Consider the following 21,605-nt stretch of genomic DNA (forward strand, 5'->3'; position numbering starts at 1 on the left):
ACACTTAATTAGTAATCCTAACCCTCAAGCCAAGCCTCCCAGCCAAATCCACAATCCTCAAGCCAGTACTAGCCTCGAAGAGCCTCGCATCATCGAGGCTAATACAATACTCGCCATCACCACCGGGAGCGAGTAACTGCCTAAAGGCCTCTATGGGGTCCCTCCTTATGAGGACTGACTTCTTACTAACCCAGTGGACAGCGAGCCCCATTAATTGGCATGCCCTAATGAAGCACTGCATGGTGGCCTTCTCCCCAAGGAACATCCTCAACTCACTCCTCGAGACCTTCCACCCAGCCTCCGGGTGCCTAATGTTAGCGAGGAATCTAGGCTCGCTAGTAACACGCCTCACGAAGTCGAGGTACACCCCACAAACCACGCTCTCAAGTGGGAGCACGGTATTAATTAGGCTAGGACCAAATCCTCGAGCCTCACGTAAACGTGCCTTGGGGTTGGAGGCACGTAGAGCACACCCATGGAGTAACCACCAAGCACCCTGGGCGTTAATGACTTCCTCAACCACTCGTAATCACTAGCCGATAAGCCGAAGTACGGCTTGACCTCCTCAACATACGCATCGGGGCCAGCCAGGACTAGGCCCCAGCCAATATTCTGGATCATGCTGGGTGGGGCATCACGCACCGACTGCGTGGCGAACCAGAGTGCCAGGCCCCTTTTCCTCCCAGCCCTGATTAATTGCCAAATAGCCCTGGAGCCCAGGACTAGGTAGGCCTCATCGGCAATGAGGACATTAGTCACCAACTCGCTGGGTGACTTCCTGGCTAGGAATGCCCTGAATGCCTCTGTAATGAGTAACTCCATTACTAGGGCCACGTACCTATCATCCTGCCTGAGGGTACGCCCGCTATCCCTATCAGTGAATTTAATGACGACATTATACTCAAGCAGTTCATCGAGGCTCACCAGTTGACTCGGTAGTAAGCCCCTTACAATGCGCCAGTACCTCGCGTACTGGCTATTATTGACTAGCCACTCTAGCGCCCACGCCAAGCCCTGGTATGGCATGCTGTAGAGCCTGTAGATAGCCTCATCCTCAACACCAAACGCGTGCCTGAATGCCTCCGCAACATCACTAGCCTTGACCACTGGCTCCTCGTGATTGGGGGCTAGAAAGTCAATGTAGGCATCACCAGCGTAGAGGCAGTGGAAGCCGAGTTTGGCTAGGACTTGGCAGTACTCGTCCTCGGGGTCCAGGATTAGGAACCTAATGCCCGAGTTATTACTAACGAGCCTGTGAATGAGGCTCATTGTAGTCTTAGTCTTACCCATCCCAGTGGGGCCAACAATTAGGCCGTGACTCGAGGGTAGGGCATCGAAGTCCAGGTGGACTGGATTATTATACCTATCAATCCCAACCTCGATGACTGCACGCCCAAGCCCACTGGTGACCTGGGCACCATGCAAAATGGGCATGACTGTGATGTCCCTGGTGAGGGCTGGGAGTCTCGGTGGCCAGAGCCAGTTAATGGGCCTCCCAATCCTCGTGTTCGGGATTGGGTTATAATCCGCATCAAGCCAGATGCTGATCCTATACGTACGCTCGCCATTATTTAGCCTTTGGATTGTATTCCAAAGCCTCTCACTCCTGACCTCGTACCTACCCCTCACTCGCGTCACAGCCTTTTCACGAAATGATGCGTAAGCCCTCTCCAGGGCACCCCTAAGCACTGGGTCCTCCCTAACCACAATACCCCAAGCCGGGAGCTGGGCAATACTCATCGCGTAAGTATAGGCATCATTATTAGTATACATTGAATAGAGTAAGTCCGTACCCGCGAGGCTAGCCCTGAACCTAATGGGGCTCCTAACAATCGAGAGCCCCTTAACACCCCTCACGAAGCCGATTGCGAAGCCCGCTAGGGCTACTACACCATAGTACCAATTGTGGGCTAGTGGCGCCCCGGTGAGTAGGAGTAGTGGAATGCCGAGGAATAGCCAGTACATGGGCACTGGCTCTATCACGCCGATTAACTGCTCCATAACATTCTGGGGTAGCTCCTCAAGCCTGAAGTACTGCATTAGTAGGGGCTTGACCCCCTCGAACTCGCCCCTATCCATGTACCCAACCCTCAATACCTTGAGGGTTTGACCACCAAGCCTAAGCTTGAAGAAGCCCAGCTCGAGGCTAGCCAGGCTAAGCCTATTGAGGAGCTCGGCGAGTACGTCAATGACCCTAACCCCACTCGTGGAAATATCCTCAAGAGGCTCGAATTTATAGAACTCGAGCCACACTCCATCAGCCCTCTTTATAGCCCTCCTAAAGGCGCCGGCAACCTCGATTTTGGGGGCCAGGGAGTCCCCGTAGACGAGGCTCAGTAGCCACTGGGCCCAGTCTGGGATTAGGGCTAGGCTAATGCCCAGTAGTGGGGCTAGGGGCTTGTAGGCAATCGCCGAGACTAGTAGGGTAATTACTAGTACCCTCCTCGCTAGTCCAACGTCAACCATTACCCGCCATTACCTGCCTCTGGTAATTAGACATGCAGTCCCAGAGCTCTGGGTAGTCACTCAAGTCCCTAATCCTATCAACCCACTTACCAGCAACCCTCGCCTTGTAGTAAATATAACGCCTCTTAATGGAATCCTCGAGGTTAGCCCTCGAGAGGCACTCGAACCAGTCGACACCACGCCTTTTCAAGGCGTTAAGACTCCTCACGTCAACGTCCACGAAGTCCCTGAGTACAGGCTCCTCATCAGCCCTCGAGACCCTAGCCAGCCTAGCCAACTCGGGGTCAGTGACGTAGACCTCAACCAACGCCTTCCTCGGGGTTGAGGACCTCCTAAAGTCGACAATCACCTTGAACACATCCATCATCCTCTCTGGGATAGCCCTGGCATTCTGGGTGATGGCAATAAAGAGAAAACCATAATTACGGGCAATACGAACAGCCTCCTCCAGTGGGCTAATACCCTCTACACCAGCGAAGTACTGCGCCTCGTCGACAACCACGAAACGCCAGTCGCCAGCCTCAACCTCGCGCCTGGCCATTATGGTCAAGAGTGTAGTCACGTAGAGGAGCACCTGCTTCAGACTAAAGCCCCTGAGTCTAATGCCCAATTGGGCATTCAGTTTGCCATCGAGCCAATCCCCTAGTACTGGGTGGGTCCTCCTCGCGAAGAGTATATTATTCGCGAGCTCATTAAGCCTACGCCTCGCGCCCCTGAGCGCCGCCAGCTCGTCAGCATTCCTGAAGTAGCCAGGTCCCTCTGTAAAGAGCCACTGGAGGGCGTGGGGTATACTATACTCGGGCCCCTCCTCACCCTCCCCACTGGAGATTGCGGACTCCTCGAATGCCGTGAGGAGGACCTCCTCCATTGCCGGGCTCATGGCGTTAGCATAACCGTAGGCGACTAGAATCACCTTAGCCAGTGCGTCAATGAAGTCCTGGGGCTTCACGAACTCGAGTGGGTTTACTGGGTAAACCCCGTAGTAATCCACGAAGCCCCTGTAATTACCCACGTAATCAAAGACTAGGGCTGGCTTCCTATTCTGGGCTAGGGCTATTCTGACTAGGCTCGTCTTCCCAGCCCCTGGACGCCCGATAACGAGCGTGTGAGCCTCATTCCTAACCGCAATGTCCAATAAATCCCCAGGCTTCATTACCTCACCATTATATTGGACAGTCCCAGTTTATTCAGGACTGAGTTTATGACCAGCGCCGATGCCTGGCACGCCCTGCACTTGAAGCCTCCAATCCAGCAGGGCTTGAGGAGTCTAGCCAGTCTTATTGTCTTCCCATCCTCGTGGGCGAGCCACACGAGGACTGGCCTCGAGTAATGAGCCTCGTAGTCCATGTGGCTCAAGCCAAGCTTGATTGGGTCCGTAATGGGCTTCCTGAGCCTGTAGGCAATGAGCATGTACCCGGCTTGGACTGCATCGACTAGTTCACTAATCACGGTCTCCGAGTCACTGAGGAGCCCATAGGGGCAGTTTAGGGCTTGGATTGTGGCGTTTACTACAGTATCACTATCGTGAACATCCGCACTCCCGCGCATTATGACTAGGAATCCCCCATCGGTTGGGAGGTACTTTACCCCAATGCCCATTATCGCGGACCCGCTAATTGGGCTAATTAGGATTGGCCGTAACCCGGAATTAATGGTCAGGAGGGGTGCAAGGGGCTTTAACGTGACGAGCATGCCCTACGAGGCTAGGGTCTACATTAATAATCAAGTCCTAGTACCAGCCAGCTTGAGTAGGGCACTGGGCATTAATCATTATAGGAATGCCATCATCACGATAGAGTACAATGGCTTTAGGACTCAATTTAGGGTGAAGCTCCTTAGGACTAGGAATACTGACTCGAGGCAGTTCACGATTCCGAGGAGTGTTAGGGAGGCTTATGGGATTAAGCCCCTCGATACCGTGAGGGTGGTTAGTATTGAGCCAGGCAATGGCGAGAAGGCTACTGGGTAGCCTCCTCATCAGCCTAGCCATCATCCACAATGGCAGGGTCATTGAGCGTTATGGTAGCGAGTACGCTGGGTACATCGACCTCCTGAACATTGCCGATGACTATAATGCCGACGTGGTCTTGATAATGAGGGATAGGGCTGTCATTCTGACGGCTCCCCGCCCTTCAGGGCGGGGGTTCTTCCCCTGGGGCTTCCCTCACACTTCAGGCGCCCCTCACCGGGGAGGCATCAGTGCTCAGTCCCCGCCGTCAGCTGCGGGCGGTAGGTAGCTCATCGTCTGTTAGACTCGCTACCTACCAACTCTAAGAATAATAAGAACCACAAAGTTTTTAAATTTTGTGGTCTTCATTTAACATATGGGTGTGGAATTAGTTTTTAGAGGAAGAATCGCAAGCCATGGGAAAGGCAGGTACATAATAACTATCCCTAAGGAGTTTTCAGAAAAGGCGAGGGAACTCTACGAAAAAAATGAGGAGGTGATAATAATTGTCGCAAAGGAAGGTTGAAGAGGGGTTTAGGATCCTAACACTAGAGGCAAATGTCGACAGAGAGGTTATAGAGTTTATTAGGCAATATCAAGTGCTAGCCTCCCACCTGTATTGGGCTAAAAGGCTGGGGATTCAGCCTTCAGATGCTGTTATGCAAAGAGTAAAAGAGGGTATAAAGAGCTACTGGAGGTGGCAGATAATTAACGAGAAAGACCCAATATACTTGTTTAAAGGCATCGAGAAGACTCCCATGCCATATTCCGTTGTTCTTAAGCTACCATTAGTAGACGCTTTGCATGAGAACAAGGGTGCTTTCATAAGAGATGGGAAACTAGTGCTAAGATTAAATAAAAAGGTGGAAATAACAATTCCACCTCGTGCCTTAGAGTGGCTGAACAAGAGGTTAGCTGAGAAGCCGGACAGGAAAACTGTAAGGGTGTTCGAAAGAGGTGGGAAACTAGTGGCACAGATAGTGTTGCATAAAAAGAACGAGGTAGTTCCTCCTAAAAACCCACTCCTCGTGGTTGTCGACCTTAACAGTTCACATGGAATTGTGGTGCATTATTGGGATGGGAAACTGATTAAGACGGAGAAATACAGACCGCCTAATAGGGCTGGGGGATGGATTACTGTTAAGCGTCTGATGGAAATCAGGGATAACCTGTATAATCAGGGGTGTATAACGCAAGCTCAGATAAACAAGTACTCGGCTATAATTAGGAGGACGTTAAGCGGGAGTGTGAAAAGTTGGGTTCAGCAGACCGTGGATAGGATTGTCATGAGGGTTAGGAGGATTGCCAGGAGGCATGGTAAGGATCCCTTAGTATTAATTGATATTCCAGATGACGAGGGCTTAAGAGGAACGAGGCTGCAGAGGACGTTACTATCGTTTGCAAAACATTTGGAGAATATACTATCATGGTATGGCATTTATTGGGAAGAGAAGAGGCTATACAGTACGATTTGCCCTAATTGCGGGGGTAAGCTCAGGCTAAGGAAGGCTACGAGGCGTATGAGGATAATGGAGTGCCCTAAATGCAGGTTTGAGGGAGAAAGAGACATCATACCACTACACTGGGCATTAAAATACCTCCCCGCCATGAATGGCGAGGCTTCCTAACTTTTTTGTGACTAGGCCCGAGGCACTCGGGCTCGGTCTCCTAAGCCTCGAGAGGCTTGGTGAGGCATTCCTTGAGGAGCCCTTTGAGGTTGAGTCCATCTAGCAATGTAGTAATGAGTCACGGCACCGTGGCTCCTAGCCACCAGCCTCAAGCCCAGCCTCTCGAGGGCTCCTGGCAAGTACATGGCCAGCCTGAGGGACGCACTGACCTTGCCTGGCATAGCCAAGCCCCTCGAAACGAGCCACTTGTGGAAGTCCCTCGTGCTGAACTTGAAGATGCCGTCACGCTTGATGTTAACCCTATAATGCGGGTTATCAACGACCTCCTCCCTCAAGAACTCGATGACCAGCTCGTACCAGTCAAGCACGCCCATGCAGTGGCTCCCCGCCTTAATTAGCCCATGAACTCCTCGATAAGAATCGAGAATTAGACAATGTAAAGAGTTATTTAGGCATTCTACAACCTAGTCACGGGATTCTACTGTTCTACTGATTCTACTGCGCCTTTTAGGGGTATTAGTTAAATTCTTATTGTAAGCCACGTTCAATTCCCCTATTTCAATTCCCCATAAGCCCACGATAGCCAGAAAAACTGGCACTCTCTTAGAGTGCAGTAGAATCAGTAGAACAGTAGAATCCCGTAGTACACTAGTAGTAGTTTAAGACGCCTCATTCAACTCCCCATTACTCCCCGAGGCTTCTCGTGAAGCCTCATCCCCCTCAACGAAGACCCTAAGGAACTCATCCAAGTCCAAGACATAATACCGCCTGCCCCTATACGGCGTACCCGTTTTACCCAACCACTGCCTCCAACCGCCGGGGACTACACCGAGGGCGTTAGCCCTCACGTAGACCTTGACCCTACCCTCACTGAGTGCCCTAGCTATTGAACTCGGCACCCTGGGGCTCGTCAGGAAGTCCTCGTTAGGACCAACACCGAGGAGTTTCAAGACCCTCTCCTGTATCGCAGTGGTCTCATCAGCGTACCTAGCCCCGTGAAGTTCAACACCGCTTTGTGGCGAGTTATTCAGTAATGCATCAACCACGTCCATCCACGACCTCACCTGGATGCCCAATTTCCTGGCGAATTCGTATGATGCATTCCTAAACTCCTCCGCGTCATCCTCCAGTAACTGGGGCTTCTCAACCTCGTACTCACTCCTAACATTCTCGAGAGCCTTAACATAATCCTCAATCACGACCCTCTCATTATCAGCCCTCGCGTACTCGCGGGCGAGGGCCACCATGATCTTCACGGCTAGGTCAATCAGGTCACTCGAGCTCATGAGCTCGCTCTTGTACTTCCTAAACACATTATTTACTGCCCCCATGATGGGCTTCACTACCGGTAAATCATCAAATGCTGTTGGGTCCACCGACTCGTGACTCCAATTAATGACTAGAACCCTCCTGGCGAGGGCAACGTCACTCGTGTTGGAGATTGCCTCGTGTAGAAAGGCTGGGAATGTCACATTCGTGTTCACGATCACGCCCCTCATGTTCACGAACCTGGCCCCAATTCCAAGCCCATACTTCGATGCGTGAATCCCAATCGTACCCATACCCACGGCAGTGGCTATGATCATCCCAGCATTCTCCCGAAGGCTCTTGAGGTCCTGCTCATCGAGTATTAGGGGCAATCTGTGGAGGCTTACGAGGTTTCGAAACTGAGTGTCCCTCTTGACTGGACCCTTGATGACGACGTACTCATTAATACCACCAACCCCGAGGAGCGGGGTTAGTACGTACTCCACAAGCGTCGTCTTACCCTCACCACCCCTCCCATAATTCCAAACCACGAAGTCCACGAATGTCTTGTTATGCTTCCTCACGATTGGACTCACGATCTTTGCTATTAATAGGGCAATATTCGCCAGGGCCCTCACTCGATTCTCCTCGGGGTAGTACTTCACGACCCACTCGTAAGCCTTTACGAGACCCTCCACGCCGTAATCATTCAAATCAAGCTCCCCGTACGGGTCCACAATACCATCATCGGTAATCCCAGGCATCAGATACCCCTTCATCCTCTTGGCCAACGCCTCGATGGCGAGTTGTACCTCCCTATCCAATCGCTCGATAATAAAGCCCCTATTCTTGAGTGCATTTGCAAAGTCGTTAATATCACTCGAGACGATAATGAGCCTATCATTTATGTAGACAGTGTAGAATTCCTGCCCAAGGAATTCATCATGAATAATCCTAACATCAGCGGGCAATCTCGCGAGGAACACCCTCTCCAACCCACCCCTCCTCTCCCTCTCCAGCCACAGCTCGACCTGCCCATTATTGACCTCTCGTATAGTGAGGGACTCGAGGCAGTACTCCTCATTACCCACGAGCCATTTGAGACATTGTACCTGCCTGAAGGGACTCACGAGCCTCCTCAATAGATTCGCCAACTCCACCGCCAAGCCCTCGCCAATTCCAAGGATAGACTTGATATCATTCAAGTCATCAGCGTGGACAGTACCCTCACGCCACTCGCCAGTCGTGGGGTTGAATAGGCAGGCGTGAACTAAGTCACCGGCCTCCTGCCTCGCACGGACTATGTAATCCCCGAGCCTAGCCTCAGTCTCGCCACAAAGCTTTAGGCAGATTTGACTCGCGAGGGCGAGCCTCGTACCATGCACCACACCCTGTATGGGACTATTAATAGTATTCATTAGTGGGCAATCAACATCCTTGTACGCGAGGATGTACGTGCCATTGTCAGTCTCAACCCTGACGGGGTCGCCAAGCGTGGTTAATTCCTTATTAATATTAATTATAATAACCTTACCACGAGCCGTGACAGTATCATTCACTAGAATCCCCACATCCTCGAGAATCTCCCTAGCCTCCTCCTCACTCTCCACACCCGCAATGAGTACGCCAATCCTAGCCTCACTCCCCGCCAGCACCATCACCACCCCTCGTGATCCTCCTCAATGCCTTGCACGGGTCCTTCACGAGTCGTACCTTAGAATTCGTGAGGAGGAAAGCCCACTCACGATACACAACCGTAAGGCTCGACTCATTCATGCAGACCTCCCTATCCCTCAATTCCCCAATGCACGTGGAGTAGACATCCAGGATCGTCCTCACGGCAGTCCTGAGGTCCTCCTTCACGGAATCGGGCAATTGCATATATGTAATCGATCTTAAAACATAATCCTTATCCTCGATGACTTGCCTCGTGAACTTCAAGGACCCGCACCACGAGGCTAGGAATTGTAGTTGAGCCACGTCTCGTGGGTCCACGGCAATGATCCACGAGGAATTCGATCCATCACCACCGAGGGCGAGGATGAGGAAGCCCCTTGCGGTGAGGTACCTGGTCACGTCATTTAGCTTCAATTCCTGGCAGTCCTTGTCAATGCTCCCGAGCCATTTTCGGAGCTGGGGTGTCTTGATGTGGTAGAATTGGTAATTGAATTTATTGTATTTGAATTTCTCGAGGAGATCGTTGAATAAATTCTCATGCCTCACGAGGCATGGTGGGGGTGTATGTACTGTTTGCTTATCCCCCTCGGGGAGTATCAGTATCTCTGTCACTGTCTGTTCCAGAACAGACACTTATTTAAACCTAACTCCTCCGTGGACAGTACAGTTTTTGAATCAGTTAAAGAGGCAGTAATTATGCCCGCGGGTATTAATAATGAGGCTTGGAATGAGATTGGGTTGGCCGGCTTGAAGGTAATCATGGGGCTCGCCCTAGTCGGTGGTGTGGGTGGTTGGGTGGATATCGTGAGGCCCACGCGGATTGGCAGGGGCACCTGGGAGAGGGCTAGGGAAGTCCTCGTGAGGTATGGACTAGCGATTGAGGAGCAACGGGGTAGGGAGGTTCAACTGCGACTCACGGAAAGGGGCTGGGCAGTGGCTAAATTATTATTCGAGATTGACTCAATACTCTCAAGCTCCTCTATGCCCAGTACCACAACCTCATCACCCGGCTGAATGCCGTAAGCCCGCGCCAATGGCGCGGGCAATCTAACGGTGATTGTCTTCCCATCCTTAAAAGTCCTCGCCACGAACTTAACAACCTCGCCAGTGCGAGGTAGGAGTATCATCACCCTGACAGGGGAGCTACTCTTAACGTGAGTACCGAGGCTTATTAGAAGCCTCCTCGAGACCCTCACCAGCCTTAACCGACTTGTCATCATTGCCTGGATATTACCTCCTGCTAATTAGCTCGCCACAGACAAGCCTCCTAACCTCCTCGAGAGAACCCTCGTAATACACGTCACTACCGACCTCAATGTATATGTCCCTACCGGGCACCCTGTAGAGCTCCACGACCGCATTTCCGCAGTTAATCACAACCCTCTCAAGCCTCCCCATTCAGTACTAAAACCCAGCAGGCTTAATTAGTCTCTCAATACAGGCAAGCGCTTACCCGCTAGGGTGAAAGTTTCGCCCCGCCACTGGCGGGGCAGAAACAATGTTCAGGGTCGTTTATGGCTGGTTTAGTCCTTTCAGGGCTATTAGATATGCTGATGCCGTGTGTCTGTCTAATCCATACTTCTTCATTATTTCATCATGTTCTCTAGAATTTGATGTACCCTTTGGACTTACTAGGTACACTTTGAAACCGTACTTCATAGCCATAACCACGCCATGCCGTAACAATTCTCCTTTTGCAAATCTTGCTATCTTGCGATTTGCAATTCTATTCCTGCCAAAAACTCTCTTTTTAACGGCAAACAAATTCTCAAAGACAACAACACCAACACCATGATAGTAGGCATACCTAAGCAATTTCGAGAGTGCTTCAAGCCTCCTCGTCTTGGCTTTGTTTCTTGGGAATCCATGGGATGTCACCTCCGGGAACCACGCAGTCCCGGTGTCCCTTATCCTCCCGCACTTATCGACTATCACCATGTTTATCCTATCGCTGTTCAAGTCGAATCCCGCAACAAGGCTTCCCCCAGCCCCTCCCTTCCTAAAGAACTTTAGGTATAGCTCTAACGGCACAGAGAGGTGCAGATATATCCTACCATCCCTAAACACTACTCTAGCCCCATAGCTAACCCTCTTCTGCCTAGCAAGCTCCACCAGTTCTGCAACTAGCGGTAAGTACTCTCTGCCGAATAAAGCTTTGAAGGTGAGCCATGAGCTATCGTAGGGATACTTAATCTTGACTACACCTACAGACTCTAACCTAATGTTTCGGTTTCCAAGCCTAGATGCTTCACCATCGCTTACAATGAAAAGCCTCTTTATCTTGATATGCCTTGGATTGCCATTGCTATATTCACATCCTTCTACAATTGCCTTTGCAACCTTGTACGCTGAGTCACCATAAGCCTTGTTAAGCATTGACCTGAGTTCCCTGAGGATAGAGTTAGCATCTATGCCTTTGGCTATCATTCTTGTGGCGTAAAGTACCGCTTTCTTGAAATCATATGCCAGCCTAACTAACTTCATGTAGTCCTCCGACGAAATGGGGACTAGTCTACCGATAACGGTAACATACTTTATAAGTGGTGTTGCATCAACCACATCATCACTCATCTGGTACTGTGACACGTATTATCACCTCTCTCCTATGTAGATGTTGCATCTTCGAGCTGAGCCCCTTCGGAATGTATATACACAATAGTCCGTGGCTCGTTTTCGAAATCCTAGCGTGAAACACGTATTCTTCAGGCATAGTTCTCTACACCACGAAAAATTACTACAGAAAAACTTATAAACTCTTCTGTAAAAAGTGATATTATAGCAGGGATGAACTCGATGAACTAGGTGAGGGGGACCGTGGCATGAACCGCTCTTCGCCGATGGGAGCACAGCTCCCGCAGGCGGGGGGCAGGGGATTGAGGAGCCGTGATGAACCCGAGGGTGGTGGTTTGGGGTGGTTCATGGTCGTTTGTGGACACCACCCTCGGGCGAACGGCTACTCAAGCACGCTTATCGTGGCGATTACCTGCCTATCCTCCCGCCAGTACTCCTCCACAATCCTATTCAGCTTCTTCGGCAGGTAAATCACCCTAGCCCCGTGGTACGTACCCACCCTGGCGATGAATGAGGCCCTCCTCCCGCCATCCAGAATAAGTGTGGTGTTAACGAGCACGCCGGCCAATGCATTTAGGATTTGGTCGAAGCCCTCGATTGGTCTCGCTATGTATTGGCTACCATTCTTCACAAACCTCATTATCACGACCTGGCCCCCCTCCCTCAGCGCCTCCCTAAGCAACACGGCATCCACGCCCCACTGGGGTAGAGCGTGGTAATTAGCTTCTCGTGGGACGGGAACGAGCATGTATAACTGAAAAAAGACATAATAGGAAATCAGCTATGTAATGGCACGAGCGTGAACTCCATTCTCGATTATACGCTTGTATCATTCTCGATTTTGTGGTCTTTTAACCCGTAGGTCGTGGGTTCGAATCCCACCGGGCCCGCCAGTCCTGCGTTCTATCTCTTCTAACAGCGCTGTGGTTCGTTATTTCATGCCGCAGGAAATTTATGTGCAATCCTATATTGGATTTGCAACATGTTAATTGTAAACTTTATATCTCAGTAGGATCCAAGTGACATTAGGATTATGATTGATGTCTATGTTACGCATCCTTAAGTTAGCGGGGTAGGAACCCGCAGGCACTGAGGAGCTCCCTGCCCTCTATCCGTGGTAAAAACCATGGGCAGTGCGGATTTGTGAAACGGGAAGTCTCGCCCTTCAGGACTGGGTAGTTCACAATTTGACGATTTTATTTCCTGGAGTTAACCCGAGGAATTAGAAGGAAGTGCTTGTTTAGGCTCCGTTTTATTAATGCCCAGTTTATTGGCACTGAATGAATGAGGTATTTGACGAACTAAAAGAAGAACTTAGGAAAGCCCTTTTAGATGTTGGATTTGAGAAGCCCACGGAAATCCAGAGCTTGGTGATTCCCAAGGCTTTGAAGGGCATTGATGTTGCCATGCAGGCTCGAACAGGTAGCGGTAAGACCGCGGCCTACCTACTGCCCATTATGAATTCCATGGTTGGTAAGGTTACGGAATCCTTAGTCATCGTGCCAACCCGCGAATTAGCACTCCAGGTTGCTTCGCAATTTACCTACTTCAATAAGTACCTTGGGTTTAAGCATGCCGTTGTTTATGGCGGTGTGCCTTATGATGGACAAATAAGTTCTGTAAGGGATGCGTCCCTTGTTGTGGCGACTCCCGGCCGATTGCTGGATCTGGTGAGGAAGTCCTACATTGATTTGGGTCGTGTTGATTACTTCGTTATTGATGAGGTGGATAGGATGATGGATATGGGGTTTATAGATGATGTTCGTGTTATATCAAGTCTAGCGCACAATAGAAGACAGACCTATGCTGCCACTGCAACTCTGCCCAGGGAAATCTATGAATTATTGCGTAGTATTATGAGGAACCCTGTCTTTCTAAGGACGGGTAACCACGAGTATGAGTTGCCGCTTGTGGACCAGGTCGTGTACTTGATTAATGGTTTTTGGAGGGAGAAGTATGGTGTCATGACGAAGGAGTTAGCAGGTAAATCCATAGTCTTTGCAAATACTAGGGAGAGAGCATATAGATTACACAGGCAGTTGTCCCGGGATTACTATGCATTGTTGCTTCATGGTGGCATGAAACAATACATGAGGGAGAAGGTGTTGGGGAGGTTTAGGGATGCTGATGGGGATGCCGTCTTGGTAACTACGGATTTAGCCTCCAGGGGTTTAGACATAATTGATGTGGAGCTAATAATTAATTTCGATGTGCCAAGCAATCCGGAAACGTACATTCACAGGATAGGAAGGACCGCGAGACTTGATAGGAAGGGGCGCGCGGTGACTCTGGCCACGAAGAGTGAGTTGCAGGTAATAAATGCTGCGGCTAATCTCAGTGGTTCTCGGTATAAATTAATGGTTTTAAACGAGTAGATTAATGCCTAAAATCACTCAAACTTCTGCGGTGGTATTACATCACCGTACTTGCTCCTTACATCAAGCAGTCTTTGTCGCTGTTCCTCGAGTACCTCGAAGAACCTCCTCGGCATCGTAGGTATTTCCGAGTATATCTTCCAAACCCTGTCTATCTTCTCGAGTAGCTTACCAGTCCTTATCGCGAATTGCTTCGTGTAGTCCTCAAGCCTATACTCCCTATTGAGCACCTCCCTGAATAGAACCTTTAGGTCCTCATACCTCGGTATATAGCCTATGGGTGTTGTTATAGCGTTAAGTTCATTATGGATCCTTCTCTCCATCCACTGGAGCCAAACCCTCTTGTCCTCCTTACTGTTTAGGAACCTGCCCTGTTCATCCCTAAGGAAGTAATTAACGCCAAATATCTTAGGAGGTCTCGTGAGGCTCCCACCAAACTTTAGGTAATTCGTTATGTAGACTCCGAGGTCCACGGATAGGAAGTCAAGATTAGCCATTGGGTTGAATTCCCTCTCGCCGGGCTTACCAATCACGGCAGCCGTCCTCTCAGACTCCAGCGATGCGGCTATTGTGACCACGCCATGCTCCCAATTAAAGGACTCGAAAACTGGCACCAGCGTATCCGGGTCCCTACCTCCAAATATTATTCCGCCAACGACAACGCCGTTTGGATCATCATAAGCAGGGTCTAGGTTCTTGAATGCCTTTAGTGATACCGTGAACCTGGCGTTGGGGTGCGATGGCGGTACTGGATTACCCTTCTCGTCTGTTTTGCCCTTCCACCACTTGCCAGTGTAGTTAATGCCTCTCTCAGGCTCTGGTTTGCCCATGCCGTTCCAATAAACTTCACCATTCTCCGTAACCAATATGTTCGAGAATATTATCTCATTGGGTTTGGTTAGTACCTCATAAATTAATGGATCATCAGCTGGGTTTATACCCTCAATGATCCCAAAAACACCCACCTCAGGGTTAACTGCCTTAACCTCGCCGTTAAAGTTCCTTAGGAACGCAAGATCATCCCCGAGTAACCTGCCAATCATTGCTGTTGATGTCTTGCCTGAATATGATGGGAATGCACCGGTGAAGTACGTAACTCTACCTCTCGGTCCCTCAACGCCTATTAGGAACATGTGCTCGCTGAGCCAGCCCTCCTCCATAGCCCTCTTAATCGTGAGCCTAAGGGCTAATTTCTTGAGGCCAATGCTGTTACCACCGTATTGCGTGTTTACTGAGTACACGGTCTCGCCAGGGAGATCTATGTATATCCTCCTTTGTTTAATGTTCTTGCTTTGCTTCATTTCATTCAATTCGCCTTGGGAATGAAGGAACCTAAGGAACCTAGCCCTCTCACCTTGCTTGACAAATTCGTCGTAAGCAATCCTATAGAGTATGTTCTCGTTATGCATTACGTAGTAGGAATCCGTTATTTGAACAGCTAATATACTGAATGGCGAGCCCTTGGGGCCCAATGAGTAAAAGCCCACCAGCATTTCCCTACCCTTCATTATGCCATCAAGTAACGAGAATATCTCCCTCAGTCCCTCATCACGATCCTTAGTCCTTACGAACGGCAACTTCTGACCACCAGGTAGTAATATGGCTGTGTCATCACGTGCCCTGGCCTGGTCATAAGGGCTATCAAAATGCACAGTGTGCCCGGGAGTCTTCAGTGGTATTTCCTCGCCAGTCTCTATGGCCTTCCTCCTAATGTAATCAAGGTCCTCGGGACTCCCTGTTGATATAAATACCGAACTTGGCTTGCAGAGATCTATCGCCCAAGTTATGAACTTGTATAATTCGGGATTCCTTATGCTCATTAATCTACGGTACGTTTCATCACTTAACTTACTACGGAGAACCCGATTAACCTCATCTGGGTTATTCGGATCCATTAGACCTAGTTATTTCCTAGCCCTTATAACTATTTCTCTATAAATATCCATATTGGAAATACTGGGTGGACTTATTTAACCCATGGGGCAACTATGCACCATGTAATACTAGGTATACCTTGAATTACCAATGTCGTTTTGCTACATTTACCAGCAATGTCGATTGCATTATCAATAAATAACATCAAAATAATTCACAGCACATTAATTTAATGGTAACTACGTATCATAAGCACAGGACAAGCACAACTCAGTAAAAACCGTGGGCTATACGCTTATGCACTACCATGTAGGGCAGGCCTTGCTCCTTCTATAGGTGAGGTTTTGATTTTTGTCTTTGGGGTTTTGTGGTATGTGGGTTTGCTGGGTATGTTGTGTACTTAAGTGGGGGTGGATTACCCAGGTGGGGCCTAGGTCAAGGGGGTAATGGGCCGGAGGCCTTGGCCAATGACCCACCGCCAGACGGGTAAAATAACCAAAGACCACTGACAATTAAGATGAAGACAACGAACCAACCCCAAGAACAAGGAAGAGGCCGGAAACCAAATTGTTGGGGTGTTAATATAGGTAGCCAAAGATTATGAGCAGGCATGCCAATGCCAATGACTCAATGAGCAACCTAATGCCTATTTTCCTAATTCTATTTCTTAAATCACCCATTCCCAACTTACCCTCTTTAATGGCAAGGAATGCCCTTACAGTGGGTTCGACAAGCACCACTAGAGATAATAACCCACTGCCTACGTATAATACATAGACCAGGGCTGGTAATCCAATGAACCACAGTACTGACGAATAGTAAGGCCTTATACCCTGCCTAAAGGGTAACTTACTTTCAACATATAATGCAGAAAATGCATGATAAATAATCCACACGATCGACAGTGCTATAGCCCTGACCGTCAACTCACCACCCATGAGGACATACCAAGCTATGTATGATGAGGCAATCAGCGTTGTCCCAGACACGTTGGCAATCACTGACCTGCCATTACCACGTAGCACCTCAATTATGAATAATAGTAATGGTACAGTGGGTATCAATAACCAGGGACCTAGGTAAATTAGGAGCGCAGCGTATGGAAGGACATTCACTAGGAATAGTAGGTAATCACGTGATCTCGCCCTGGCTATTAGACTCAGGTGAACCCTTGTAAGGCTCATAATATTAAGTGCAGCCAGTCCAGTCACTAGGATGACTCGAATAATGTTGATTCCATGCCCCTCAGTCATCATTACCGAAATAAGGGACAGAAAGTAGTTAGTTACTAATAATGATAAAGCACCAGTATCTACATGTACAACCCTGCCCACTAACCTACCACTCATTAAGGTCAACCAATACAAACCCGGGTTAAGTATTTTGATCGTTACACGCCCCAATAAAGTGCACAACACCTGTAACGAATAAAAAGTAATAAAATACCAAATTACAGCAGGGTTTAACCTCAACCTAAATGATCCACAAAACTTGTCCTACTTCAAGCTTGGTATTTTTGAAACTGCGGAGGAATTCAGCGCCTTATTGCGTTAAAACCGAAACTAAGGGGCATCGTAGAACCGATTGCTACCTTAACCATGAGAGAAACATTTATTTATACCGAAATTAAATTATTAATTGAAATGATAAGAGAGACAATAACCATAAAGAGGGCGTTGTGGCTCGCCTTGAAGAAACAACTAATTGGCGATTATGGCAATTTAGACTTTAATTGCGAAGCATTATTGCTTGAGGACCCAAAGATACACATTGTTGCCTGTGCTGATGGCGATAACGTAAACCTAACAATAACATTTAATCCATTAGAGATAGCACTTGACCTTAAGAAATCGCGGGAAAATGCAAAGAGAATACACGAGATCGCAGATCTAGGCAAAAAGATAAATGTGCCCCTTAAGTGAATTAATTAACGTGATGAGATAGTGAATACTGATTTTTATACGGTGATGCGCTTCCAGGCTCCTGATAAAACTAGCCAATTAACATCAGCGATTGTGAATGAATTGACGAAGCAATTACCGAATCAACACTCATTAATTTCCTGAATACCTTGGGAATGTTCTCAATGACATCAACAGGGGTTATATGATAACCCAATTCCTTAACCGTCAAGTCACCAGCAAGCCCAGTTATGAAAGCTCCTATCGCCGCCGCCTCAAGTGGATCCTGAACCTTAACCATTAATGCTGAGACAACCCCAGTAAGCACATCACCGGTGCCGCCAACGGTCATTCCAGGATTACCAGTGAAATTAACCTTGTACCTCTGCCCATCAGTTATCACATCAACATTCCCCTTAAGAAGCACAACACCGCCTCTTAGTATTGACTTGACCGTGTCACGAACCACGGTGGCTCTCGACCATGGTTTTTCCTCGGTAACGTCAACGCCTGTTAACCACTTAAATTCACCTGCGTGGGGCGTCACAACCACATTCTTAGTGATCAAGTCCTGTCTCCTCAACTCCCCAATGGCCTTAATGGCATCTGCATCAATAACTACCCTCTTACCAATACCCACAGCCCTAGACACCAGTTCAACAACTGCCTTCATAGTCTCCTCCCTAAGCCCAAGCCCCGGGCCAATGGCTATCACGTGAGACTTACCCACTTGCTCCATTATCTGGTCTATGTGATTAAGCGCCAGGTAATCACCATCGAGCGGCATGGCGATTATACTAGGGTCGTGTGCCCTGATGTCCCTAGCCACATCCCTAGGGGCCATTACTATTGACAAATCGACGCCAGTCCTAAGCGCAGCCTTCGCCGCCAGGTAAATGGCACCTGTGAACTCCCTGGACCCACCAATAAAGAGAATACGCCCATTATCACCCTTCTTGGAATCAGCCCTCCTGGCATAATTTAGGTAATACAAATCACCAGGACCAACTACATGCTCCACCTCCTCAGGAACACCTATGTCGGCCACCATTAATTCACCGACATATTGATTAACACCCTCCTTGATAAGGCCTGTTTTTGGCCTATGCATTGTTACCGTAACATGCGCCTTGACTGCAATATCCCTAACCTCACCCGTGTCGGGGTCTAACCCACTGGGTATGTCAACAGCTACCTTATAAGCCGATGACTTATTAATTAGCTCAATAGCCGTTGCCTGGGGCTCCCTTAGGATACCCCTGATCCCAGTCCCTATTATTGCGTCGATTATCACCTCAGCCCATGGATGAAAAAGTTCCTGGCTAGCCAATAATTCATACTGCGTTGGCGCCTCAATGATATCAATATTAATACCCTTAAGGATGCCCAGGTTATCCGTAACAAGTTCCTCCCTAGCATCGCTAATGCGACCAAGAAGCACCACCTTAACATCCCTACTCCATGAATGCAAGTACCTGGCTGCAACAAGCCCATCGCCACCATTATCACCCAGGCCAGCAACAACAAGTACTCTCCTCGCGCTTGGGTATTTCTCAAGAACCACGGTGGCTACGGACCTACCCGCGTTCTCCATAAGGATATGCCTATCAATGCCCATGTAAACCGCGTTTCTATCAATAACTCTCATTTCGAGCGTGGTAATGGCGCCTGACGACCAATTCCTAAAGTCAATGGACATACCCAGAATTACCGTATAACGCCTTTAAAACGCTTTCGTATAATGCACACAATGGGACATAAATGATCATGGCACTGGATTACTTAGGTCAATCAGCGTTTATGAAAATAAAACCATACCCGTGAGGAATCCTCCAGTAATGCTTTGCGGCGAATCAATAATTAAATTTGAGACAACTTAGGCATTAATGTCGGTGTAGATATATGATTAGGGTAGCGATACTGGACGTCGATGGAGTTCTCACGTACTTCAGGTCAGCATGGCAGCACCTACATAAGGTACTTGGTACTGATAACTGGGCATTGATCAATAGAGCTGCCTATAGTTCAGGGCTTATTAACTACAGGGATTGGGCGCTCACTGATGCGCTTCTCTGGATTGGCGTACCGAGGACTTGGATCGAGATCCCAATAACGCTTAGGAAAGGTGCAGTTGAATTGCTGAGGTTTTTGAGAGATAATGGAATTAGAATCATTGCCGTAAGCGGCGGATTAAACTACACAGGTATCCCCATTAAGAACTATGTTGATTACTTCATTAGCAACGAATTAATATTTAACGAGGATAATACCCTGCTTTCTGTTAGGGTTAATGTCGAGAATAAGGACTTCATTAATGAACTAATTACAGGAATGGGCATTAGTTGGGATGATACCATGGCTATCGGTGACAGCGATATGGATATACCAATGCTCAGAAGAGCTAGGTACTCAATAGCCTACAACCCTGTTAGTGAGGAAGTTGCTAACATAGCACGTATTGTAATAAACTCAGACACCCTCTATCCACTTATTGATGTCACAAAGGCAATACTAGGAATGTAGGTGTATACGTAAAGTAAACGTATACATCATACAATAATGTATTAATACTAGATTGCCCTATGCTTATTCATGCCCGACACAACAATAGAGGATTTAGGAATCAGGAAAATATTTAATTCAAGGGGGGAGGAGACAGTTGAAGTCGAGACCTACCTAACAGACGGATATGGCAGGGCAGCAGCACCTGCGGGTGCCTCAAGGGGCTCACATGAAGTTGTTTATTTCCCTAATGATAATGTTGACCTTGCAATAAGCACGTTCGAGAAATCCGTGGCACCAGACCTAATGGGACTCGATGCATCAATACAGGGCGAGGTGGATACCAGGCTTGAGGAGATCGACGGTACAGAGAACTTCTCTAGAATCGGCGGTGCGGTAGCCATAGCCACCTCAATGGCTGTAGCCAGGGCTGTCGCGAATGCCCTAGAAATACCACTATATCAGCACCTGGGCGGTGCCAACACTAGGGATTTACCATACCCACTAGGTAATGTTATTGGTGGCGGCAAGCACAGCCGTGGTCTTGGCCCTGACATTCAGGAGTTCCTGGTCGTATCATACGGAGCCCAGGACATTTACACGGCTATTAAGGCAAACATTGAAGTCCATAGAACCGTCTTTAAGGAATTGGTTAAGGCTGACCCAGCATTCACGGGCGGTCGTAATGATGAAGGAGCTTGGTCAGCCAGGATCTCCACAAGCACGGCTTTAGATATCCTGAGCAAGGCTGCTAAGGAGGTCAGTAGTAAGTTGGGTTTTGAAATTGGTATTGGTGTTGATATGGCTGCATCAACACTATGGAATGGCGAGAAGTATGTATACACGAATGAGGGGATCTCAAGGACGCCAAAGGAGCAGCTTGAGTTTGTTAAGGGATTGATTGAGAAGTATGGGCTTGTCTATGTTGAGGATCCATTCCATGAGGAGGACTTCCGATCCTTTGCGGAATTGACGGATTCCGTCGGCGATAAATGCCTAGTTGTTGGTGATGACCTATTCACGACTAATCCATCTAGATTATCAAGGGGTATTAAGGAGGGTGCCGCAAACGCCATAATAGTAAAGCCTGACCAAATAGGCACCTTGTCAAGGGCCTGGGAGGCCGTTAGGCTGGCGGTGTCCAACGGCTATACACCAGTGGTGTCCCACAGGTCCGGTGATACTGAGTATGATACACTGGCCCATATAGCTGTTGGCTTTGGAGCACCAATAATTAAGAGCGGCGTCCTGGGTGGCGAGAGGATTACCAAACTCAATGAGTTAATTAGAATCCAGGACTACATGGGGAGGGCAGCAAGGATGAATCAATTGCTTGCTCAAAGGTTTAGGCATTGAACCATTGGCTTCACACTTAGTGCCGATGGTGAAATACTTATTAATCTAAACTTTCTTC

The 21,605-nt window shown here is 48.6% G+C and carries 21 protein-coding genes; 8 read left to right on the top strand and 13 right to left on the bottom strand.

Annotation, left to right across the window (positions count from 1 at the left end):
• Positions 1-4 precede the first annotated feature (4 nt).
• From Vsou_RS06770 to Vsou_RS06785, 4 genes are read right to left on the bottom strand one after another with little or no spacing between them, the layout of a single operon-like run.
• A complete protein-coding gene (locus tag Vsou_RS06770; protein ID WP_188604151.1) occupies positions 5-379 on the bottom strand; it encodes a hypothetical protein in 375 nt (124 codons plus the stop codon).
• A 26-nt stretch (positions 380-405) separates the two neighbouring features.
• Positions 406-2,466, bottom strand: a complete 2,061-nt coding sequence (locus tag Vsou_RS06775; protein ID WP_188604152.1) for a helicase HerA domain-containing protein — start codon at positions 2,464-2,466, stop codon at positions 406-408.
• Positions 2,459-3,619, bottom strand: coding sequence for an ATP-binding protein (locus tag Vsou_RS06780; RefSeq protein WP_188604153.1), 1,161 nt, complete (start codon positions 3,617-3,619; stop codon positions 2,459-2,461). Before Vsou_RS06780 ends, Vsou_RS06775 begins: the two co-directional genes overlap by 8 nt.
• Entirely contained in the window at positions 3,619-4,065 is a 447-nt protein-coding gene (locus Vsou_RS06785; RefSeq protein ID WP_188604154.1) for a hypothetical protein, read from the bottom strand. Before Vsou_RS06785 ends, Vsou_RS06780 begins: the two co-directional genes overlap by 1 nt.
• Between Vsou_RS06785 and Vsou_RS06790 the strand changes: the two genes are divergently transcribed.
• From Vsou_RS06790 to Vsou_RS06800, 3 genes are all read left to right on the top strand, one after another.
• On the top strand, positions 4,058-4,435 hold the full coding sequence (locus Vsou_RS06790; RefSeq protein WP_229709956.1) for an AbrB/MazE/SpoVT family DNA-binding domain-containing protein: 378 nt from the start codon (positions 4,058-4,060) through the stop codon (positions 4,433-4,435). The two genes, Vsou_RS06785 and Vsou_RS06790, sit on opposite strands and share 8 nt — an antisense overlap.
• 355 nt (positions 4,436-4,790) lie before the next feature.
• Complete coding sequence (locus tag Vsou_RS06795; RefSeq protein WP_188604155.1) at positions 4,791-4,940, top strand: hypothetical protein; 150 nt, start codon at positions 4,791-4,793, stop codon at positions 4,938-4,940.
• Complete coding sequence (locus Vsou_RS06800; protein ID WP_188604156.1) at positions 4,921-6,042, top strand: hypothetical protein; 1,122 nt, start codon at positions 4,921-4,923, stop codon at positions 6,040-6,042. The genes Vsou_RS06795 and Vsou_RS06800 overlap by 20 nt, the downstream gene beginning before the upstream one ends.
• Before the next feature lie 659 nt (positions 6,043-6,701).
• Here the strand turns inward: Vsou_RS06800 and Vsou_RS06805 are convergent.
• Positions 6,702-8,951, bottom strand: coding sequence for a hypothetical protein (locus tag Vsou_RS06805; protein ID WP_188604158.1), 2,250 nt, complete (start codon positions 8,949-8,951; stop codon positions 6,702-6,704).
• Entirely contained in the window at positions 8,929-9,600 is a 672-nt protein-coding gene (locus tag Vsou_RS06810; protein WP_188604159.1) for a hypothetical protein, read from the bottom strand. Before Vsou_RS06810 ends, Vsou_RS06805 begins: the two co-directional genes overlap by 23 nt.
• A 63-nt stretch (positions 9,601-9,663) precedes the next feature.
• On the opposite strand from Vsou_RS06810, the gene Vsou_RS06815 reads away from it, so the two are divergent.
• Entirely contained in the window at positions 9,664-9,981 is a 318-nt protein-coding gene (locus Vsou_RS06815; protein ID WP_188604160.1) for a hypothetical protein, read from the top strand.
• On the opposite strand, the gene Vsou_RS13355 is transcribed toward Vsou_RS06815, so the two are convergent.
• The 4 genes from Vsou_RS13355 to Vsou_RS06830 all read right to left on the bottom strand — a co-directional run bounded on the left by Vsou_RS13355 (position 9,870) and on the right by Vsou_RS06830 (position 12,232).
• On the bottom strand, positions 9,870-10,187 hold the full coding sequence (locus Vsou_RS13355; protein ID WP_373286831.1) for an AbrB/MazE/SpoVT family DNA-binding domain-containing protein: 318 nt from the start codon (positions 10,185-10,187) through the stop codon (positions 9,870-9,872). The genes Vsou_RS06815 and Vsou_RS13355 overlap by 112 nt on opposite strands.
• A gap of 10 nt (positions 10,188-10,197) precedes the next feature.
• Positions 10,198-10,365: a hypothetical protein gene (locus Vsou_RS06820; RefSeq protein ID WP_188604161.1), complete on the bottom strand. Its 168-nt coding sequence runs from the start codon at positions 10,363-10,365 to the stop codon at positions 10,198-10,200.
• Between the two features lie 114 nt (positions 10,366-10,479).
• Positions 10,480-11,553: a hypothetical protein gene (locus tag Vsou_RS06825; RefSeq protein ID WP_264890685.1), complete on the bottom strand. Its 1,074-nt coding sequence runs from the start codon at positions 11,551-11,553 to the stop codon at positions 10,480-10,482.
• Positions 11,554-11,920: 367 nt separating this feature from the next.
• Complete coding sequence (locus Vsou_RS06830) at positions 11,921-12,232, bottom strand: hypothetical protein (RefSeq protein WP_264890686.1); 312 nt, start codon at positions 12,230-12,232, stop codon at positions 11,921-11,923.
• 586 nt (positions 12,233-12,818) lie between these two features.
• Here Vsou_RS06830 and Vsou_RS06835 point away from each other — a divergent pair.
• Positions 12,819-13,913 (top strand): DEAD/DEAH box helicase, encoded by a 1,095-nt coding sequence (locus Vsou_RS06835; protein WP_188602866.1) that lies wholly within the window; start codon positions 12,819-12,821, stop codon positions 13,911-13,913.
• A 14-nt stretch (positions 13,914-13,927) separates the two neighbouring features.
• Here the strand turns inward: Vsou_RS06835 and Vsou_RS06840 are convergent, their stop codons facing one another.
• Together Vsou_RS06840 and Vsou_RS06845 are read right to left on the bottom strand one after the other, a co-directional pair.
• Entirely contained in the window at positions 13,928-15,808 is a 1,881-nt protein-coding gene (locus tag Vsou_RS06840) for a phosphoenolpyruvate carboxykinase (GTP) (protein ID WP_188602867.1), read from the bottom strand.
• A gap of 558 nt (positions 15,809-16,366) precedes the next feature.
• Positions 16,367-17,137: a hypothetical protein gene (locus tag Vsou_RS06845; protein WP_054844223.1), complete on the bottom strand. Its 771-nt coding sequence runs from the start codon at positions 17,135-17,137 to the stop codon at positions 16,367-16,369.
• Positions 17,138-17,431: 294 nt separating this feature from the next.
• Here Vsou_RS06845 and Vsou_RS06850 point away from each other — a divergent pair, with 294 nt between their 5' ends.
• The gene (locus tag Vsou_RS06850) at positions 17,432-17,710 is read left to right on the top strand and encodes a hypothetical protein (RefSeq protein WP_188602868.1); all 279 of its coding nucleotides are present in this window, start codon (positions 17,432-17,434) and stop codon (positions 17,708-17,710) included.
• A gap of 70 nt (positions 17,711-17,780) precedes the next feature.
• Here Vsou_RS06850 and Vsou_RS06855 read toward each other — a convergent pair whose 3' ends face one another.
• Entirely contained in the window at positions 17,781-19,388 is a 1,608-nt protein-coding gene (locus Vsou_RS06855) for an NAD(P)H-hydrate dehydratase (protein WP_188602869.1), read from the bottom strand.
• Positions 19,389-19,591: 203 nt separating this feature from the next.
• Between Vsou_RS06855 and Vsou_RS06860 the strand changes: the two genes are divergently transcribed.
• Together Vsou_RS06860 and eno are read left to right on the top strand one after the other, a co-directional pair.
• Positions 19,592-20,212 (top strand): HAD family hydrolase, encoded by a 621-nt coding sequence (locus Vsou_RS06860; protein ID WP_188602870.1) that lies wholly within the window; start codon positions 19,592-19,594, stop codon positions 20,210-20,212.
• 69 nt (positions 20,213-20,281) lie between these two features.
• Positions 20,282-21,547: a phosphopyruvate hydratase gene (eno, locus tag Vsou_RS06865; RefSeq protein ID WP_188602871.1), complete on the top strand. Its 1,266-nt coding sequence runs from the start codon at positions 20,282-20,284 to the stop codon at positions 21,545-21,547.
• The last annotated feature ends 58 nt before the right edge of the window (positions 21,548-21,605 follow it).

Source organism: Vulcanisaeta souniana JCM 11219, assembly GCF_026000775.1.
Classification (GTDB): domain Archaea; phylum Thermoproteota; class Thermoprotei; order Thermoproteales; family Thermocladiaceae; genus Vulcanisaeta; species Vulcanisaeta souniana.

What these genes read in the sequence shown, in the direction of transcription:
- Vsou_RS06775 (WP_188604152.1), bottom strand. Translation starts at nt 2,466, where the DNA reads ATGGTTGACGTTGGACTAGCGAGGAGGGTACTAGTAATTACCCTACTA.
- Vsou_RS06780 (WP_188604153.1), bottom strand. Translation starts at nt 3,619, where the DNA reads ATGAAGCCTGGGGATTTATTGGACATTGCGGTTAGGAATGAGGCTCAC.
- Vsou_RS06790 (WP_229709956.1), top strand. Translation starts at nt 4,058, where the DNA reads ATGCCCATTATCGCGGACCCGCTAATTGGGCTAATTAGGATTGGCCGT.
- Vsou_RS06785 (WP_188604154.1), bottom strand. Translation starts at nt 4,065, where the DNA reads ATGGGCATTGGGGTAAAGTACCTCCCAACCGATGGGGGATTCCTAGTC.
- Vsou_RS06795 (WP_188604155.1), top strand. Translation starts at nt 4,791, where the DNA reads ATGGGTGTGGAATTAGTTTTTAGAGGAAGAATCGCAAGCCATGGGAAA.
- Vsou_RS06815 (WP_188604160.1), top strand. Translation starts at nt 9,664, where the DNA reads ATGCCCGCGGGTATTAATAATGAGGCTTGGAATGAGATTGGGTTGGCC.
- Vsou_RS13355 (WP_373286831.1), bottom strand. Translation starts at nt 10,187, where the DNA reads ATGATGACAAGTCGGTTAAGGCTGGTGAGGGTCTCGAGGAGGCTTCTA.
- Vsou_RS06820 (WP_188604161.1), bottom strand. Translation starts at nt 10,365, where the DNA reads ATGGGGAGGCTTGAGAGGGTTGTGATTAACTGCGGAAATGCGGTCGTG.
- Vsou_RS06835 (WP_188602866.1), top strand. Translation starts at nt 12,819, where the DNA reads ATGAATGAGGTATTTGACGAACTAAAAGAAGAACTTAGGAAAGCCCTT.
- Vsou_RS06840 (WP_188602867.1), bottom strand. Translation starts at nt 15,808, where the DNA reads ATGGATCCGAATAACCCAGATGAGGTTAATCGGGTTCTCCGTAGTAAG.
- Vsou_RS06845 (WP_054844223.1), bottom strand. Translation starts at nt 17,137, where the DNA reads ATGAGTGGTAGGTTAGTGGGCAGGGTTGTACATGTAGATACTGGTGCT.
- Vsou_RS06850 (WP_188602868.1), top strand. Translation starts at nt 17,432, where the DNA reads ATGATAAGAGAGACAATAACCATAAAGAGGGCGTTGTGGCTCGCCTTG.
- Vsou_RS06855 (WP_188602869.1), bottom strand. Translation starts at nt 19,388, where the DNA reads ATGTCCATTGACTTTAGGAATTGGTCGTCAGGCGCCATTACCACGCTC.
- Vsou_RS06860 (WP_188602870.1), top strand. Translation starts at nt 19,592, where the DNA reads ATGATTAGGGTAGCGATACTGGACGTCGATGGAGTTCTCACGTACTTC.
- eno (WP_188602871.1), top strand. Translation starts at nt 20,282, where the DNA reads ATGCCCGACACAACAATAGAGGATTTAGGAATCAGGAAAATATTTAAT.